The organism is Streptococcus sp. C300, assembly GCF_000187645.1.
In the GTDB taxonomy this organism is placed as follows: Bacteria; Bacillota; Bacilli; order Lactobacillales; family Streptococcaceae; genus Streptococcus; species Streptococcus oralis_CQ.
Genome location: NZ_GL732467.1, coordinates 26,771 through 42,870, shown reverse-complemented (window position 1 = coordinate 42,870; position 16,100 = coordinate 26,771). Strand labels below are relative to the sequence as shown.

Below are 16,100 nucleotides of genomic sequence, written 5' to 3'. Positions count from 1 at the left end.
TCACTTAATGCCTGATCATGTACATATGTTAGTCAGTATTCCACAAGGATAAGTGTTTCAAGTTTCATGGGTTATTTAAAAGGCAAAAGTGCACTCATGATGTTTGATAAACACGCCAACCTCAAGTATAAGTTTGGAAATCGGCATTTCTGGGCAGAAGGTTATTATGTAAGTACAGTAGGGCTTAATGAAGCCACAATTAAGAAATATATTCAAGAACAGGAAAAGCATGATATAGCACTAGATAAATTAAGTGTAAAAGAATATGAGGATCCCTTTAGGGATAGTGGTAAGTAATACTAAAGCCTCTTTAAGAGGCAAGTGACGAGTCAAGAGCAATGAGGCTTGAACAACGTGAAAGCCAGCGCCTTTAGGCGCTGGCTGGTGATTTGGGCTTATAGCCCTGGTGCAAACCACCCGTTAGACGGGTGGTTATGATTGAAGTTCATGACTATAGATCACAAATACCCATATTTTTTGTTTGGATTTTATGGGGCATGCGAATAGTTTTCTCGGTATAATAGTCCCATAGAAGATAAGGAGGCATGAATATGCAGATGTATTTTGGAGATGTGTCACTTTGCTATAGCTATTCATTGGCAATGGCACTGGCTAGCTATGGCTATGACTTTAAAGCAGACTTTCTAGAGGCAATCATGGTAATGGGAAATGGCGCTAGTATCGTAAAGGAAGATGACCAGCACCCTCTAGTATTCTTTGATAACGGAATGCCAGATCTTTCCATCTCCCATTCCTTAAAAATACTTGGGTTTGACTATGAGGATTTCTATCTAAAAGATGGAACTGAAGTAGATTTGGAAGAGATTAAAGGAAAGTTAGAAACCTTTCTGTCCAATGGACCTGTCGTACTGGGACCTCTTGATATGGGCCATCTGACCTACAATCCTAATCACACAATCCTTTATGGTGTGGATCACTTCGTAACCGTGTATGGCATTGATCATCAGCACCTCTATTTGCATGATCCAGCTGGTTTTGCCTGCATGAAGGTTGCTTTTAATGACATATTAGAAGCCTGGAAGGCAGAGACTATTGACTATAAGCGTGGATCTTACTCCATGTGGGGAAATTTTAAGAAGGTCAAGAGTCCGAGTCAGACTGAAATCTATCAGGAAACGGCAAGGATTATGAAGAATCGATATTTGAATGGCCAAAACGGTGTTTTGAAATGCTATGCAAAAGCAGTTGCTGAAAACGGCTTAAATACTGAGCAAAAACAATTGCATCAGTATTTCAGCTTTAAACTTGCAGCTGTTCGAAATCTCTATCTCAGTAAATTCTTAAAGGCGTATGATCCAGAAGGGGCAAGATTAAAAGAGGAATTGGCATCTCTATTTGGCCAAGCTCATCTTTCATGTTTAAAAGAAGATTACCAAGAACTATCCCGCTTGCTCTGTCAGATAGCAGAAGTAGATGGTCTCTTTAAAGATTTATATATAAAGTAGTGACTATAAGCATAAAAAAATAGTTAGTAGAAGCAGTTTTTCTTAAAATGAAGAACTGCTTTTTGATTATGGTATAATGAAGTAAGAAAACACCTTAAACTACTAGAAAATGAAGGGAGAAATCCTGTGACTAGACCAAAAACGAAAGAGGAGCTGGTGCTAGCCTCTAAGGAAAACTATGAAAAGCTCAATCACTTTATATCTAAATTAAGTGAAGAGGAACTACAGACTCCTTTTGATTTTTCAAAAGATGAAAAGAAAAAAGAAGCTCACTGGAAAAGAGATAAAAATCTAAGAGATGTTCTGATCCATCTCTATGAATGGCATCAGTTACTTTTGACCTGGGTACATTCTAATCAAAAGGGACATGAAAGACCTTTTCTCCCTGAGCCTTATAATTGGAAAACTTATGGAGAAATGAATGTCGCTTTTTGGAAGAAGCACCAGAGAACTTCCTTAGAAGAAGCTATTAAACTCCTCGATCAATCGCATAGAGAGGTTTTAGAGTTGATGGAAGGCTTCAGTAAGGACGAATTGTTCACAAAAGGTATCTATAAGTGGACAGGAGGGACAAGTCTAGGTTCCTACTTTGTTAGTAGCACCTCCAGCCACTATGACTGGGCTCTGAAAAAACTCAAAGCTCATCAGAAAAATTGTAAGACTAGCTAGTTGAAGTGCTTTAGTTCTCGTGATTTTTAAGCTCTTCTAGCTTTAGAATCCTTCTAAAATTAAAATTTAGGTTTGTCATAAACTTAGAATAGCACCAAAACATTTATATCAATGCAATTCTAAGTTTAGAATTGCACTGATATTAAAGGAATTGAGCTGTTCGATGCTTAGAATGCCTTTGTTCTGAGAAATGTTGACTAGAAAATGATTCGAATGGCTTTTTTCTGATATAGGATGATAGATAGATGGATGAGATGATGAACATACAAAAAGAGAAAGTTAGAAAAGAGTTGGTGTCCCTTTGTTTGGGAGAGTTTACAGCCGTCCTATCCTTTTGGTTGTGTTTTTTCCTTTTGAAAAATCGGCTTGGTGATTGGAATAGTCTAGCAACCATTCTCTATCCTCTGTCTTTACTGACATTTATTTTGCTTCAAGGTTCAATCTATTGGGCGATTTTGATTAGAAGACTCTCGAAACCTCAGTTCGGAAGCGCTAGTGTCCCCAAACTATATGGTGGTTTCAGAATACTAGACCTTGTTTTACTTATTTCAGGCTTTCCTTTTATTGTCTGGAATACACAGAGTTTCCAACTGGCTATTATAGCCACACTGATACAACTTTTTGCCCTAATCGAATGGGTTAATTATTTCCTCCTACGTTTATCCTATAGTCTAAATCCACTTGTTTTATGGAAACGAATTACTAAGGGAAAACTTGAAAAGAGCAGAATAGCCAAGGAGTTGGGGTAGGGGAGTGTACTATTGGAGAGTTTAAGTTATTCAAACAATGTTACCTTGAAATTTTCATTTATACTATAATGTTCTTAATGAATATTCAGGAAGAAAACTAAATGTCCTGCAAATTTTGATTCTTTGAAACTTATTGCTTCCAAAGGATTTTATAGAGTATTGAAAATGAAGTTACTAATTGTGCGGAAAAATTAAGTTTGATGTTATCGCTATACAAAATTTTACTTCGTTCAAACTTGTATTGATTTTTATTGTCAGTGTTTTCGTGATATAATATTATCAGAATAAATTATTGGAGAATCTGAATGAGAAACGATATTCAACCGGCTTTACAAACAATAAAATCTTATTTTGAAAAATCAGAATTTTATATTCCTACCTATCAGAGACCCTATGCTTGGCAAGTACCACAATGTGAACAACTCATTGAAGATATTAATCTTCATATGGAAAATTTCGATGATAGTTCTCAAGACAATTATTTCTTTGGAGCTGTTCTCATTGCTCAAGAATCTGGAGAAGAGCATGAAGTAACCTTGATTGATGGCCAGCAAAGAACAACGACATTTATGCTACTTCTTAAGGCAATCTTATTGAAGATTGATAAGGAGCTTGAACTTCAACCGACTCTAGATACTGATGCACGCAGATTAGTGAAACGTCTTAATGGTCTTAAAGAGCAGATTGTTACAATGCTTTTCAATGTTTCAGATGACGAAAAAGATGATTTCGTTGATGGATTGTATTATCCTAGTGAGGATAGGATAAAGTATCTAAATCATTCAATCTCGGAAAAATATGCTAGTGAGATGACTACTATCTTGTTAGGTAGAGATTTCACTTCGATTAAAGAGAAAGTTTATCAAATTTATCGTCGTCAAAAAGATAATCGTTATACAAATTATTATAAAAACTTTAGATATTTTTATAATATGTGCGATGATTTGAATGTTTTTAAACTCATCAACTTTGCTAACCATTTCATTGATAACTGCCAAGTGATCACCATTACAAGTTATAATACCGATCAAGCAATAAATATTTTCAATTCTTTAAATGGGACTGGTGTCCCATTGACCCCAATTGAAGTAATCGTATCTAAGACCACTGCAAATGCATCAGATAGGAAGAACTTTGAAAAAAATTGGCAAGAGATTGTACAACGTACCGATTCATCGAGATTAGACTTAAATGCGTTAATTACTCATTATATTTTTGTAAAACTTTCAGAACAAAACAGTGCTGATCGAAGAAATCCTGGTATAAGAGCCTTTTTCTCAAAAAATAAGCATCTATTGAATGAAGATGTTCTGTTTACTTCTAATCTAAATACAATCATAAACAATTTTGAACGAGTATCTGATACTATCAATGGTCAATTGATAAACAAATTAAACGGTAATTTAAGACCTTTTGTTAGTAGTTATCTATTTTTCAGAGAAGACAACACATATCTGGAATATTTACTTAGACTTGGAGTTTTGATTGAATTATCTGAACTCTCGTATAGCCATAATCTTTTTAAAGGCTTTTTAGAAGAAATAAATTTGTTGTACAGTCAAGTCGATTCAATTTCAATCGACGAACTTATTTCAAAAATAAGAAACCATATTCATGACAATTTTATTTATGAAGATGTTAAACAAACTTTGACTGAAAGTGGTGTTTCAAATTCGATTCTTTACGTAAATGAATTCTTATTTGCATTGGAAAAAGGTATAGACTTTAATTTAGACGGGAATATTGATATTGAACATATTATGCCACAAAGTGGTTTAAATCGAGAAAATATTATGTCAGATGCAGGATTAGAAAGCCAGGAAGAATTCAGAGATTATGCTGAAAAAATTGGTAATAAGATACTCCTAGAAGCTGATATTAATCGAAGTATAAAAAATGCTTGGTTTAGGAGTAAGAGAAAAAATACAATCACAAGTGGCTGTGGCTATATAGGAAGTAAGTTCCCAATAGCTAAATCCTTAGTTAATTATGTAAATGATACTTGGACTAAAACTGACATTGAATTGGCAACAGAAAAAGCTGCAAAACGAATTGCTGATTTTATTTTTGAATAAACTAGAAAGATAGAATTAAGAGGTACGTTATAATTATGTCATTAAATCAAGTTACTATAGAAATTCCATTGAATATTCAGAAAGGATTAGACTCTGGAATTTATAAACGTTATGGTTCAATAATCAGAAATTCGTCTGGCCATATAGTAAAGCATCTAAAAGAAGTAAAGGCAGGAGAACCAGCTCAACAGGTCCTTAAAGGCCTTGCAAAAAATAAATATGTGCTAGTAACAGCTATTAGTGCAACTATTCTAGCTGTTGGTGGTGTTAGTTATTATGCATTTATTTCAAATAGATATAAGAAGATTGTAAAGAAACTTATAGAAAAGCTAGTTCACTTCATTCAATTAGCACAAAAAGGAGAAGTAAGTGAAGTAGAGGTTGATAATTTCTTAAAATTTTTACAGGATAATCAAAAAGAACTACTTTCTTTGAAACTAGACTCTGAAATAGATGAGTTATTTGATCTTGTATATAATTATACAATTCAATTTGCTCAAGCAAATGGATTTGAGACTGATACTATTTCAGAAGTGGCAGAAAATAATAAAGTTATTAACTTGATAGATTATCTGAACTTTCAAAAAACAATATATCGTTCTGATGCAGTATGATATATTGAAAGAGAAATTTACTGATTCAGAAAGGAAACTCAATGCCCTACAAATTTCTACTCTTCGACCTTGACCACACCTTGCTTGATTTTGATGCTGCTGAGGATGTGGCTTTGACGCAACTTCTAAAGGAAGAAGGAGTTGCGGATATTCAAGTTTATAAAGACTATTATGTTCCTATGAACAAGGCTCTCTGGAAGGACTTGGAGCAAAAGAAAATCAGTAAACAAGAACTGATTAACACGCGCTTTTCTCGTTTATTTGCCCATTTTGGACAGGAAAAAGACGGTAGGTTACTTGCTCAGCGTTATCAATTTTACTTAGCCCAACAGGGACAAACTCTTTCGGGCGCTCATGAACTCTTGGACAGCCTCATCGAACGTGATTATGACTTGTATGCTGCGACAAATGGCATTACTGCTATTCAGACGGGTCGTCTGGCTCAATCAGGTCTGGCTCCCTATTTCAACCAAGTCTTTATCTCTGAACAGTTGCAAACACAAAAACCTGATGCACTATTCTATGAAAAAATCGGTCAGCAGATTGTAGGATTTAGTAAAGAAAAGACGCTGATGATCGGAGATTCCTTAACGGCTGATATTCAAGGAGGCAATAATGCAGGCATAGATACTATCTGGTACAACCCTCATCACCTTGAAAATCACACACAAGCCCAGCCAACTTATGAAGTTCATTCTTACCAAGACTTGCTGAATTTTTTAGATGCTTTGTAGTGATTTCCCTAAGAGGTGTTGATATGGAAACTAAAGTCATTGAAGAGATTGATAACTTACTAAATCTCATCGAGCAGTATCAGTTAAAAGGTGTGGTTGCCCAAGTAAATTCGTTAAAAGAGTTAAAGTATATCATAAGCAATCATATAGAGTTAAGTACTCGAGAGAAGATGAATATCCACTATTCACTCTTTCTCCCTAGGGGTGGTTTATCTGAACTCTACTATATGGACGCTAATCTTGAACGGATGATGTCTGTAAATAATCAACTTTCCTATGCTATTGATACAATCGAAAAGTTTTTAATGGCTGATTGATACTGTGAATACTAATGTCAAATAATAGGGTCAATAACAGTATATATAAGAACTGTAAAAAGTGGTTTAGATAGCCACTTTTTGCTATAATAGAGGCAGTAAAAACGAAGGAGTTGGCGATGCAACACTCATCATGGCATGCTTTGATTAAGGAGCGATTACCTGAGGGTTATTTTGGGAAAATCAATCAATTTATGGAACAGGTCTATGCTCAGGGAACTGTCTATCCACCTAAGGAAAAAGTTTTTCAGGCTCTCTTGACTACGCCTCTTGAAGAAGTGAAGGTGGTGATTCTAGGGCAAGACCCCTATCACGGGCCAGGTCAGGCGCAGGGCTTGAGTTTTTCTGTTCCTGACTCTATCCCAGCTCCGCCATCCTTGCAAAATATCTTGAAAGAATTGTCAGATGACATCGGCGTTAAGAAATCCCATGATTTGACGGCTTGGGCTGAGCAAGGAGTCTTGCTTCTCAATGCTTGCTTGACCGTTCCTGCTGGCCAGGCCAATGGTCATGCTGGACAGATATGGGAGCCTTTTACAGATGCTGTGATTCGGGTTGTCAATCATCTAGATAGACCTGTAGTCTTTGTACTCTGGGGCGCTTATGCACGCAAGAAGAAGGCCTTGGTTACCAATCCTCGTCACTTGATTATCGAATCAGCTCATCCCAGTCCTTTATCGGTTTACAGAGGATTTTGGGGTTCCAAGCCTTTTTCTAAGGCTAATGCATTTTTAAAAGAGACAGAACAAGTGCCAATCGATTGGCTTAGATAAGGAGAGAATATGCCTCAGTTAGCGACGATTTGCTACATTGATAACGGAAAAGAACTGCTCATGCTCCATCGTAATAAGAAGCCCAATGATGTCCACGAAGGCAAATGGATTGGTGTGGGTGGTAAGCTAGAGCGAGGGGAGACACCTCAGGAGTGCGCAGCGCGTGAAATCCTCGAAGAAACAGGGCTCAAAGCCAAGCCGGTTCTAAAAGGTGTTATCACTTTTCCAGAATTCACACCAGATTTAGACTGGTACACCTATGTTTTTAAGGTGACGGAGTTTGAGGGTGACTTGATTGACTGCAATGAGGGAACCTTAGAATGGGTTCCCTATGATGAAGTTTTGAGCAAGCCAACTTGGGAGGGTGATCACACTTTTGTTGAGTGGCTTTTAGAAGATAAACCCTTCTTTTCAGCCAAGTTTGTTTATGATGGGGATAAATTATTGGATACCCAAGTGGATTTCTATGAATAAAGGAGAAAGCAGATGCTACTTATCAAAAATGGTCGTGTAATGGATCCCAAGTCTGGTTTGGATCAAGTGTGTGATATTTTAGTCCAAGATGGAAAAATTGTCAAAATTGCCCCTGAAATCAAGGAAGAAGGAGCAGAGCTAATTGATGCTACGGGCCTTGTTGTTGCGCCTGGACTAGTCGATATCCATGTTCATTTCCGTGAACCTGGTCAAACTCATAAAGAAGACATTCATACTGGGGCCCTAGCAGCCGCTGCAGGTGGCTTTACAACCGTTGTCATGATGGCTAATACTAGTCCAACCATTTCGGATGTAGAGACTCTTCAAGAAGTTCTCCAGTCAGCTGCCAAGGAAAAGATTAACGTCAAGACAGTTGCGACCATTACTAAGAACTTTAATGGCCAAGACTTGACAGACTTTAAGGCGCTTTTAGAAGCTGGAGCCGTTGGTTTTTCAGATGACGGTATTCCACTTGAAAGTAGCAAGGTTCTCAAAGAAGCCATGGAAGAAGCTAAAAAACTTAATACTTTTATTAGTCTTCATGAGGAAGATCCAGGTTTGAACGGGATTCTTGGATTTAACGAAAACATCGCTAAGGAACATTTTCATATCTGTGGAGCGACTGGGGTGGCTGAGTATGCTATGATTGCGCGTGATGTTATGATTGCCTATGCAACCAAGGCCCATGTTCACATCCAGCATTTGTCTAAGGAAGAAAGTGTCAAGGTAGTGGAATTTGCTCAAGGTTTGGGAGCGCAAGTCACAGCAGAAGTAGCACCACAACATTTCTCTAAGACAGAAGCTCTTCTTTTAACTCAAGGAAGCAATGCCAAGATGAATCCGCCGCTTCGTTTGGAATCAGACCGTCGTGCCGTTATCGAAGGTCTCAAGTCAGGTGTTATCACAGTTATCGCAACAGACCACGCGCCTCACCATGCAGATGAGAAAAATGTAGAAGATATCACCAAAGCACCATCTGGTATGACTGGCTTGGAAACCTCTCTATCTCTCGGTTTAACTTATTTGGTGGAAGCTGGTGAGTTGAGCTTGATGGAATTGCTAGAAAAAATGACTGTTAATCCAGCCAAGCTTTACAACTTTGAAGCAGGTTATTTGGCTGAGAATGGTCCAGCGGACATCACTATCTTTGATGCCAACGCTGATCGTACTGTTGGTCCAAACTTTGCTTCAAAATCAGCTAATTCTCCATTTATTGGAGAAACTTTAAAAGGGCAGGTTAAATATACCATCTGTAAGGGACAAATCGTTTACAAAAACTAGATGGGATTCTGCTCTATAAACTATAAGAATAGAGAGCGTATATGTATCGAACCCATCAATTTAAAGATAAGTTTATTTTATTTCTTAAGATATTTTTTCCTATCCTGATTTATCAGTTTGCCAATTATTCTGCCTCTTTTGTTGATACAACCATGACTGGGCAGTACAATACCATGGACTTGGCTGGTGTATCAACTGCAACGAGTCTATGGAATCCTTTCTTTACTTTTTTAACAGGGATTGTTTCGGCCATGGTTCCCATCATAGGCCATCATCTGGGACGAGGCAAAAAGGAAGAAGTGGCATCTGACTTTTACCAATTTATCTACTTGGCTTTCGGATTGTCTTTGGTCTTGCTTGGCATGGTAGTATTCTTTGCACCGCCTGTCTTAAACCATATTGGACTAGAAGCTCAAGTGGCGTCAGTTGCAGTCTCTTATCTTTGGTACCTTTCTATCGGGATTATTCCCTTGTTGCTTTTTAGTGTCATTCGGTCATTGTTAGATTCTCTTGGTTTGACCAAGCTATCTATGTACCTCATGCTTTTGTTACTTCCGCTAAATAGTGGTTTTAACTATCTCTTGATATATGGAGCCCTTGGTTTTCCAGAGCTTGGTGGCGCAGGAGCAGGGCTAGGAACTTCTCTAGCCTATTGGGTCTTATTGGGGATTTCTCTTCTTGTTTTGTTCAAACAAAAAAGATTAAAAGCGTTACATCTTGAAAAACGGATTCCACTCAATATAGATAAAATCAAGGAAGGTGTTCGGCTAGGTCTACCAATCGGGGGAACCGTATTTGCGGAAGTGGCTATTTTCTCCGTGGTGGGACTAATCATGGCTAAGTTTTCATCGCTCATCATCGCCAGTCACCAGTCAGCTATGAACTTTTCGAGTCTCATGTATGCTTTTCCTATGAGTATTTCCTCTGCTATGGCGATTGTTGTGTCTTACGAGGTGGGGGCTAAACGTTTTGAGGATGCAAAAACCTATGCTCGTCTGGGGAGAGTAACCGCCCTTATTTTTGCAGGTCTTACCCTATCTTTTCTCTATATTTTTAGAAATCGTGTAGCAAGTCTATACGGAAATGACCCTCAGTTCATTGAAACAACTGCTGTATTTCTAACCTACAGTCTCTTTTTCCAGTTAGCTGATACCTTTGCGGCTCCGCTCCAAGGAATTTTAAGAGGGTATAAGGACACTATCGTTCCTTTCTATCTTGGCTTAATTGGGTATTGGGGAGTAGCGATACCACTAGGATATCTACTAGATCAAGTAACTGACTTAGGGGCATTTGCCTACTGGATTGGGTTAATTGTCAGCTTGATTGTTTCTGGTTGTTTGTATCAATGGCGTTTGAAAACCGTAATGAAAAGACTGAGCTAATTTTTGGAAAATATCCTGAAAAAGCACTTTGTGAAAAAATGCTCTAACTAGAGAGAATCCCTGTTTTAACAGGGATTTATTTTTTTATATTGTGAAATTTTATTAGCCATATACTTTGACAGTGTATACTAAAAAAGGTAAAATAGTAAGGTAAGTACAAAGTTAGAAAGGCAAGATTATGTCAACTTTAGATAAAAATCTTTTGCTAGAGATGTTCCGTAAGATGGAAGAAATCCGTCGCATGGACTTAAAAATTGCTCAGTTAGTGAAAAAGGGAAAAGTTCCTGGTATGACTCACTTTTCTGTCGGAGAGGAAGCTGCTAACGTCGGAGCAATGCTGGCTCTTAATCCAGATGATCTGATTACCTCAAATCACCGTGGACACGGGCAAGCTATTGCTAAGGGGATTGACCTCAACGGAATGATGGCTGAAATCCTTGGAAAATACACTGGAACCTGTAAAGGAAAAGGTGGTTCTATGCACATCGCCGACCTAGATGCTGGGAACCTCGGTGCAAATGGTATCGTAGGTGGTGGTATGGGAATCGCTGTCGGTGCAGCCCTCAGTCAACAAATGCAACATACTGGTAAAATCGTCGTCTGCTTCTTTGGAGATGGCGCGACCAACGAAGGTGTTTTCCACGAAGCAGTGAACATGGCTTCTATTTGGAAACTTCCTGTTATTTTCTACTGCATTAACAACGGTTATGGAATCTCTGCGGATATCAAGAAAATGACCAATGTGGAGCATATCCATCAACGTAGTGCGGCATATGGAATTCCTGGAATGTTTATCGAAGATGGGAACAACGTCATCGATGTCTATGAAGGATTTAAGAAAGCTGTAGATCATGTTCGTGGTGGCAATGGCCCAGTCTTGATCGAAAGTGTAACCTATCGCTGGCTTGGCCACTCATCATCTGACCCTGGTAAATATCGTACGCGTGAAGAAGTGGAATTGTGGAAACAAAAAGACCCAATCGAAAACCTTCGCAAATACCTCATTGAAAACAATATTGCAAGTGCAGAAGAATTGGAAGAAATCCAAGCACAAGTCAAGGAAGCAGTAGAAGCTTCTGTTAAATTTGCGGAAGAAAGCCCATTCCCACCACTAGAATCAGCATTTGAAGATATTTACGCAGACTAAGGAGAAAGAGATAAAAATGGAAACAAAAACAATGTCGTTCCGTGACACCATTATCCTTGCTATGTCTGAGGAAATGCGTCGCGATGAAAATGTGTTCTTGATGGGAGAAGACGTCGGTGTCTTCGGAGGAGACTTCGGAACTTCTGTTGGAATGCTTGAAGAATTTGGTCCAGAACGTGTCCGTGACTGTCCGATTTCTGAAGCTGCTATCTCAGGTGCAGCAGCAGGAGCAGCCATGACAGGACTTCGTCCAATTGTCGATATGACCTTCATGGACTTCTCTGTTATTGCCATGGACAATATCGTCAACCAAGCAGCTAAAACACGTTATATGTTTGGTGGTAAAGGTCAGGTTCCAATGACTGTACGTTGTGCAGCTGGTAACGGAGTTGGTTCTGCCGCCCAGCACTCGCAATCTCTAGAGTCTTGGTTCACACACATCCCAGGTCTTAAGGTTGTAGCTCCAGGTACACCTGCTGACATGAAAGGACTTCTCAAGTCTTCTATCCGTGATAACAACCCTGTTATCATCCTTGAATACAAGTCAGAATTTAACCAAAAAGGGGAAGTGCCAGTTGATCCAGACTATACAATCCCACTTGGGGTTGGGGAAATCAAACGCGAAGGTACAGATGTAACAGTCGTTACTTATGGAAAAATGCTTCGCCGTGTGGTTCAAGCTGCTGAAGAATTAGCAGAAGAGGGAATTTCAGTTGAAATTGTGGACCCACGTACCCTCGTTCCACTTGATAAGGATATCATCATTAACTCAGTGAAGAAGACTGGTAAGGTCGTTCTGGTCAACGACGCCCACAAAACAAGTGGCTATATCGGAGAGATTTCAGCAATTATTTCAGAGTCAGAAGCATTCGATTATCTAGATGCACCAATCCGTCGTTGTGCAGGAGAAGATGTGCCAATGCCTTACGCGCAAAACCTAGAAAATGCAATGATTCCAACAGTTGAAAGCATCAAAGATGCAATCCGTAAGACATATAACAAAGAATGATATTACATAAGTCAAATTATGTAAAGTTTTAATTTTTTTAACTTTAGTAACTTGAGTTATGTTTTGTATCCAAGTTGTATATAAAGTTGCGACAGTTTTTTGACGAATCGATCATATTCGACAAAAAACTTAGTAAGTCTACTAGGTTGACCGGCTAATAGCGGCAACCGTAGTAACTTGAGACGCGTTTCGTGTCCAAGTTATTTGTAGAGTTGAACACGGGCTAAAAGCTCGGAAAAAAGATAAATCTCCTTGGCTTCATCGAAGCCAGCGTCGATTTCCTATTTTTCGGTCGCTTTTTACGCCCTTTGCATCATGTAATTGAATTCGGACGGAGGTCTTCGAAAAAAAGATAGATTTCCTTGTGTGCATCGAACACATGGTCAATCTCCTATTTTTTCATTGCCCTCTTCGTCCTTAATATCTTAGTATAGAATTGGAGAGGTCATGGCTGATGACAAGCTAAGAGCGACTCCTGCGGCTAGAAAGTTAGCGGATGATCTAGGGATCAACCTCTACGACGTTTCTGGCTCAGGTGCAAACGGTCGTGTCCACAAAGAAGACGTGGAAACTTATAAAGACACAAATGTGGTTCGCATTTCGCCACTTGCAAAACGAATTGCCCTCGAACATAACATTGCTTGGCAGGAAATCCAAGGAACGGGTCACCGTGGTAAAATCATGAAGAAGGACGTTTTGGCCTTACTTCCTGAAAATATCGAAAACGACACCATCAAGTCTCCTGCTCAAATCGAAAAAGTGGAAGAAGTTCCAGACAATATCACTCCTTATGGTGAGATTGAGCGTATTCCAATGACACCAATGCGTAAGGTTATCGCGCAACGTATGGTTGAATCTTACCTAACTGCGCCAACTTTCACACTCAACTACGATGTCGATATGTCAGAAATGTTGGCTCTTCGTAAGAAGGTTCTTGAGCCAATTATGGAAGCGACTGGTAAGAAGACTACTGTAACAGACCTTCTTTCACTCGCTGTTGTGAAAACATTGATGAAACACCCATACATCAATGCTTCATTGACAGAAGACGGCAAGACCATTATCACTCATAACTATGTCAACCTTGCGATGGCGGTTGGGATGGATAACGGATTGATGACACCAGTTGTTTACAATGCTGAAAAAATGAGCTTGTCAGAGTTGGTTGTAGCCTTTAAGGATGTCATTGGTCGTACCTTGGATGGCAAATTGGCTCCAAGTGAGTTACAAAACTCAACCTTCACAATTAGTAACTTGGGAATGTTTGGCGTTCAGTCCTTTGGGCCAATCATCAATCAGCCAAACTCTGCTATCTTGGGTGTGAGCTCAACAGTAGAGAAACCTGTCGTTGTTAATGGCGAAGTTGATATTCGTCCTATCATGAGCCTTGGTTTAACTATTGACCACCGTGTTGTAGATGGTATGGCTGGTGCTAAGTTTATGAAAGACTTGAAAGCCTTAATTGAGAACCCAATCTCAATGTTGGTTTAAGTCAGCTATTGTTATTTTAGAGATTTAGAAGGAAGTAAGACATGGCCTTAGAAGTAATTATGCCAAAAGCCGGCGTGGATATGACAGAAGGACAAATCGTCCAATGGAATAAAAAAGTCGGTGAATTTGTAAAAGAAGGAGAAATCCTTTTGGAAATCATGACTGACAAAGTCAGCATGGAATTGGAAGCCGAAGAAGATGGATACTTGATTGCCATCCTTAAAGGAGATGGTGAAACTGTTCCAGTAACTGAAGTTATCGGTTACCTTGGTGAAGAAGGGGAAAACATCCCAACTGCTGGAGCAGCTGCACCAGAATCAAAACCTGCACCTGCAGCTAGTGCCTCAAACGACGACGGTAAGAGCGATGATGCCTTTGATATCGTTGTGATTGGTGGAGGTCCTGCTGGATATGTGGCAGCAATTAAAGCAGCCCAACTCGGTGGTAAGGTTGCCCTTGTTGAAAAATCTGAACTCGGTGGAACGTGCTTGAACCGTGGATGTATCCCAACGAAGACCTACCTTCACAACGCTGAAATCATCGAAAACATCGGTCATGCAGCAAACCGTGGTATCGTCATCGAAAATCCAAACTTCACTGTAGATATGGACAAACTCCTTGAAACCAAGTCTAAGGTTGTTAATACTTTGGTTGGTGGAGTTGCAGGTCTTCTTCGTAGCTACGGAGTTACTGTTCATAAAGGAATTGGTACCATCACTAAAGACAAGAATGTCTTGGTTAATGGTTCGGAATTGCTTGAAACCAAGAAAATCATCCTTGCTGGTGGTTCAAAAGTCAGCAAGATCAACGTACCTGGTATGGAATCTCCACTTGTGATGACCAGCGATGATATTCTTGAAATGAACGAAGTTCCAGAAAGCCTCGTAATCATCGGTGGTGGAGTTGTCGGTATCGAACTCGGTCAGGCCTTTATGACATTTGGGTCAAAAGTAACTGTTATCGAAATGATGGACCGTATCGTTCCAGCTATGGATGCGGAAGTTTCTAAGAACCTTCGCTTGATCCTTGAGCGTAAAGGAATGACCATCTTAACAGGTACAAAACTGCAAGAAATCATCGAGGAAAATGGTCAACTTCGTATCAAGGTTGAAGGAAAAGATGATATCATCGCAAGCAAAGCGCTCCTTTCAATTGGTCGTGTGCCAGACCTTGAAGGTATTGGCGATGTTGAGTTTGAATTGGATCGTGGACGTATCAAGGTCAACGAATACATGGAAACTTCTGTTCCAGGTATCTACGCACCAGGTGATATCAATGGTACTAAGATGTTGGCGCACGCGGCCTTCCGCATGGGTGAAGTTGCTGCTGAAAACGCCCTTAAAGGAAACCATGCTGTTGCCAAACTGAACTTGACTCCTGCAGCCATTTACACTCTTCCTGAAGTAGCAGCAGTAGGGTTGACTGAAGAACAAGCCCGTGAGAAATACGATGTAGCCATTGGTAAGTTCAACTTTGCAGCTAACGGTCGTGCGATTGCATCTGATGCTGCCCAAGGTTTCGTAAAAGTTATCGCTGATAAGAAATACGGAGAAATCCTTGGTGTGCACATCATTGGTCCTGCAGCCGCAGAATTGATTAACGAAGCGTCAAGCATTATCGAAATGGAAATCACTGTTGAAGAAATGCTGAAGACCATCCACGGACACCCAACCTACTCTGAAGTGATGTACGAAGCATTCGCAGATGTTCTAGGAATGGCCATCCATTCACCAAAGAAAAAATAAATAAGTTTTTCAACTAAATTTTCTTAAAGTAGTACGGACGGCATGGACCTCTATTAGAGTTCCATGCCTAAAAATTGAGCCTCTTGTCTCAATTTTTCCGAGAAATGTAACAATAACACGTTACATTTCTTTTTACCACTTTAGAAAATTGGATTGCTATGAACAGAATTTAAA

At 39.3% G+C, this 16,100-nt stretch carries 15 protein-coding genes and 1 pseudogene; all 16 read left to right on the top strand.

Annotated elements, in window-relative coordinates; genetic code table 11:
• Window positions 1-297: pseudogene (tnpA, locus tag HMPREF0849_RS10275) on the top strand (IS200/IS605 family transposase); the annotation flags it as partial.
• A gap of 254 nt (window positions 298-551) precedes the next feature.
• Entirely contained in the window at window positions 552-1,466 is a 915-nt protein-coding gene (locus HMPREF0849_RS05020; RefSeq protein ID WP_001178515.1) for a hypothetical protein, read from the top strand.
• Between the two features lie 126 nt (window positions 1,467-1,592).
• Window positions 1,593-2,135, top strand: a complete 543-nt coding sequence (locus HMPREF0849_RS05015) for a ClbS/DfsB family four-helix bundle protein (protein ID WP_009013617.1) — start codon at window positions 1,593-1,595, stop codon at window positions 2,133-2,135.
• Between the two features lie 245 nt (window positions 2,136-2,380).
• Window positions 2,381-2,884: a hypothetical protein gene (locus HMPREF0849_RS05010; RefSeq protein WP_000344072.1), complete on the top strand. Its 504-nt coding sequence runs from the start codon at window positions 2,381-2,383 to the stop codon at window positions 2,882-2,884.
• Window positions 2,885-3,189: 305 nt separating this feature from the next.
• Window positions 3,190-4,959, top strand: coding sequence for a DUF262 domain-containing protein (locus HMPREF0849_RS05005; protein WP_001243240.1), 1,770 nt, complete (start codon window positions 3,190-3,192; stop codon window positions 4,957-4,959).
• 35 nt (window positions 4,960-4,994) lie between these two features.
• Window positions 4,995-5,573 (top strand): hypothetical protein, encoded by a 579-nt coding sequence (locus tag HMPREF0849_RS05000; RefSeq protein ID WP_000056188.1) that lies wholly within the window; start codon window positions 4,995-4,997, stop codon window positions 5,571-5,573.
• 41 nt (window positions 5,574-5,614) lie between these two features.
• On the top strand, window positions 5,615-6,307 hold the full coding sequence (locus HMPREF0849_RS04995) for a YjjG family noncanonical pyrimidine nucleotidase (protein WP_001146401.1): 693 nt from the start codon (window positions 5,615-5,617) through the stop codon (window positions 6,305-6,307).
• A 23-nt stretch (window positions 6,308-6,330) separates the two neighbouring features.
• The gene (locus HMPREF0849_RS04990) at window positions 6,331-6,624 is read left to right on the top strand and encodes a hypothetical protein (protein WP_000448760.1); all 294 of its coding nucleotides are present in this window, start codon (window positions 6,331-6,333) and stop codon (window positions 6,622-6,624) included.
• A 119-nt stretch (window positions 6,625-6,743) separates the two neighbouring features.
• Window positions 6,744-7,397, top strand: a complete 654-nt coding sequence (locus HMPREF0849_RS04985; protein ID WP_001164859.1) for a uracil-DNA glycosylase — start codon at window positions 6,744-6,746, stop codon at window positions 7,395-7,397.
• Window positions 7,398-7,406: 9 nt separating this feature from the next.
• Entirely contained in the window at window positions 7,407-7,871 is a 465-nt protein-coding gene (locus HMPREF0849_RS04980; protein WP_001135768.1) for an NUDIX hydrolase, read from the top strand.
• A 12-nt stretch (window positions 7,872-7,883) separates the two neighbouring features.
• The gene (locus HMPREF0849_RS04975; protein ID WP_000924470.1) at window positions 7,884-9,152 is read left to right on the top strand and encodes a dihydroorotase; all 1,269 of its coding nucleotides are present in this window, start codon (window positions 7,884-7,886) and stop codon (window positions 9,150-9,152) included.
• Between the two features lie 41 nt (window positions 9,153-9,193).
• The gene (locus HMPREF0849_RS04970; protein ID WP_000286290.1) at window positions 9,194-10,534 is read left to right on the top strand and encodes an MATE family efflux transporter; all 1,341 of its coding nucleotides are present in this window, start codon (window positions 9,194-9,196) and stop codon (window positions 10,532-10,534) included.
• Window positions 10,535-10,712: 178 nt separating this feature from the next.
• Window positions 10,713-11,681, top strand: coding sequence for a thiamine pyrophosphate-dependent dehydrogenase E1 component subunit alpha (locus HMPREF0849_RS04965; protein ID WP_000105349.1), 969 nt, complete (start codon window positions 10,713-10,715; stop codon window positions 11,679-11,681).
• A 16-nt stretch (window positions 11,682-11,697) separates the two neighbouring features.
• A complete protein-coding gene (locus HMPREF0849_RS04960; RefSeq protein ID WP_000448714.1) occupies window positions 11,698-12,690 on the top strand; it encodes an alpha-ketoacid dehydrogenase subunit beta in 993 nt (330 codons plus the stop codon).
• Between the two features lie 447 nt (window positions 12,691-13,137).
• Window positions 13,138-14,181: a dihydrolipoamide acetyltransferase gene (locus HMPREF0849_RS04955; RefSeq protein ID WP_000752712.1), complete on the top strand. Its 1,044-nt coding sequence runs from the start codon at window positions 13,138-13,140 to the stop codon at window positions 14,179-14,181.
• Window positions 14,182-14,222: 41 nt separating this feature from the next.
• The gene (lpdA, locus tag HMPREF0849_RS04950) at window positions 14,223-15,926 is read left to right on the top strand and encodes a dihydrolipoyl dehydrogenase (protein WP_001162881.1); all 1,704 of its coding nucleotides are present in this window, start codon (window positions 14,223-14,225) and stop codon (window positions 15,924-15,926) included.
• Window positions 15,927-16,100: the final 174 nt, after the last annotated feature.